The organism is Amycolatopsis kentuckyensis, assembly GCF_002155975.1.
In the GTDB taxonomy this organism is placed as follows: Bacteria; Actinomycetota; Actinomycetes; order Mycobacteriales; family Pseudonocardiaceae; genus Amycolatopsis; species Amycolatopsis kentuckyensis.
The window spans coordinates 1-2,000 of the sequence record NZ_MUMI01000560.1 but is presented as its reverse complement, the minus strand read 5'-3'; the positions used below and the strand labels follow the sequence as shown (position 1 = coordinate 2,000).

Sequence of the window (2,000 nt, the reverse complement as noted above, 5' to 3'; positions counted from 1 at the left end):
TGCACGAGGAACGCGCCGACCTGCTGCTCGGCTACGACGCCAACGGCGGCTACGGACACCGAGACCACGTCAAGGTCCACCAGGTCGCCCGCCGGGCGGCCCGGCTGACCGGAACGCGGCTGCTGGAAGCCACCCTGCCCCGCGACTTCGCGCAGCGGTTCGTGCGGGTGGTCCGGGCGCTGAGGATTCCGTTCGCCTACGACGTCGAAGCGCTCGGCTACAGCCCGGCCGCGGCCATCACCCACCGGTTCGACGTGCGGCGCTTCGCCGCGCGCAAACAGGCGGCCCTGGCCGCGCACGTGTCGGACGTGCGCGGCAGCGGACGGCTGTCCGGGGTGCTGCGGGTGCTCGTGTGGCTGCCGGCGCCGGTGTTCGGGCTCGTGGCCGGCCGCGAGTGGTACGCCGAGGTCACGCCGGAACGATCGGCACACCCTGGTCTGCAAGTTTCTGCACGTTCTGGTCTTCGGCGTCGGTGACGATCCCGGCGACGTCGGCGAAGGGCAGCACGGTGAACCGCGACGCCGCGCCGAGCTTCTCGGCGCTGGCCAGGACGTAGGTGTCGGCCGCGCGCCGGGCCAGGGTGCGCTTCATCGCCGCTTCGTCGGCGTCGCCGGTGGTCAGGCCGGCTTCGGGGTGGACGCCGGTGACGCCGAGCAGGAAGACGTCGGCGCTGATCGATTGGGCGGCCTCGGCGGCGGCGGCACCGCAGGTGACCGCGGAGTGCCGGAACAGCCGCCCGCCCAGCAGGAACACCTCGATGCCGCGGTGGCCGAGCAGGGCGACCGCGACGGTCGGGCTGTGGGTGACGACGGTGGCCTCGAGGTCTTCGGGGAGGGCTTCCGCGACGGCCAGGGTGGTGGTGCCGCCGTCGAGGATGACGGTCGAACCGGGCCGGACCAGCGCGGCAGCGGCGTTGGCGACCCGCGCCTTGCCGTCTCGGGCGATGTCCCTGCGGCTCGCGTAGTCGGCGACGGCGGGGGAGACGGGCAGCGCGCCGCCGTAGACGCGCTGGCAGAGCCCGGCGGTGGCGAGATCGCGCAGGTCCCGCCGGATGCTGTCCTCGGAGACCCCCAGTTCGGCGGCGACGTCCTTGGCCAGCACCTTGCCGTCGGCGGCGAGCCGGGCGAGCAGCAGTTCACGACGTTCCCCGACCAGCATGCACGATCCTCCTTGTTCCTTCCGAATCGTGCACATTATGGTCGGGGCATGACCTCTTCGACAAGCCTGACCCGTAACCCCCGCGTCCGGGTCACGAACGTGGAGCTGCTGTCGTCGGCCTGGTACGTGCTGCGCCGCACGACGTTCGACTACCAGCACGGCGACGGCCGCTGGACGACCGAGCAGCGCGAGACGTACGACCGCGGCAACGGGGCGACGGTGCTGCTCTACGACCGCGAGGGCGGCACGGTCCTGCTGACCCGCCAGTTCCGCTACCCGGTGTACGTCAACGACCACCCGGACGGCATGTTCGTGGAGACGGCGGCCGGCCTGCTGGACGCGGACGACCCGGAGACGGCGATCCGCCGGGAGGCCCAGGAGGAGACGGGCGTGCGGATCGGCTCGCTGGAGCACGTGTTCGACGTCTACACCAGCCCGGGCTCGGTGACCGAGCGCCTGCACTGCTACGCGGCGCCGTACGACCCGGCCGACCGCGGCGCCGGCGGGGGAATCGCAGAGGAGGGGGAGGACATCGAGGTGCTCGAGGTGCCGTTCGCGAAGGCGCTGGAGATGATCGGGACGGGGGAGATCGCGGACGCGAAGACGATCATGCTGCTGCAGTGGGCCGCGCTGCAGGGCCCGTTCAGTGCGGCGGTGGGGTAGCGGTGGGTCCGCGCGGGGCGCTTGGTCGCCTGCGGCGATGGGGTTGCGGCCAGGCCTGCTCAGGCCGGGCTGCCCCAGGCGGGAGCCGCAGCCGACCCACACCCGTCGAGGCGGCCCACCGAGGCCCCGCCGCGAGCCCGCCACCTTTCCCGGGCATACGAAAGGCCCCCGCGGGGGGA

Annotated in this window: 2 protein-coding genes and 1 pseudogene; 2 read left to right on the top strand and 1 reads right to left on the bottom strand. The window is 73.0% G+C overall.

Going from position 1 to position 2,000, the window contains the following annotated elements; all coding sequences use genetic code 11:
• Positions 1-476 (top strand): annotated as a pseudogene (locus tag CCN39_RS41740) (PIG-L family deacetylase); the annotation flags it as partial.
• Here CCN39_RS41740 and CCN39_RS41735 read toward each other — a convergent pair.
• Positions 409-1,158, bottom strand: a complete 750-nt coding sequence (locus CCN39_RS41735) for a DeoR/GlpR family DNA-binding transcription regulator (protein WP_086851906.1) — start codon at positions 1,156-1,158, stop codon at positions 409-411. The pseudogene CCN39_RS41740 and the gene CCN39_RS41735 sit on opposite strands and share 68 nt — an antisense overlap.
• Positions 1,159-1,206: 48 nt before the next feature.
• Between CCN39_RS41735 and CCN39_RS41730 the strand changes: the two genes are divergently transcribed.
• Entirely contained in the window at positions 1,207-1,821 is a 615-nt protein-coding gene (locus CCN39_RS41730) for an NUDIX domain-containing protein (RefSeq protein ID WP_208630619.1), read from the top strand.
• The last annotated feature ends 179 nt before the right edge of the window (positions 1,822-2,000 follow it).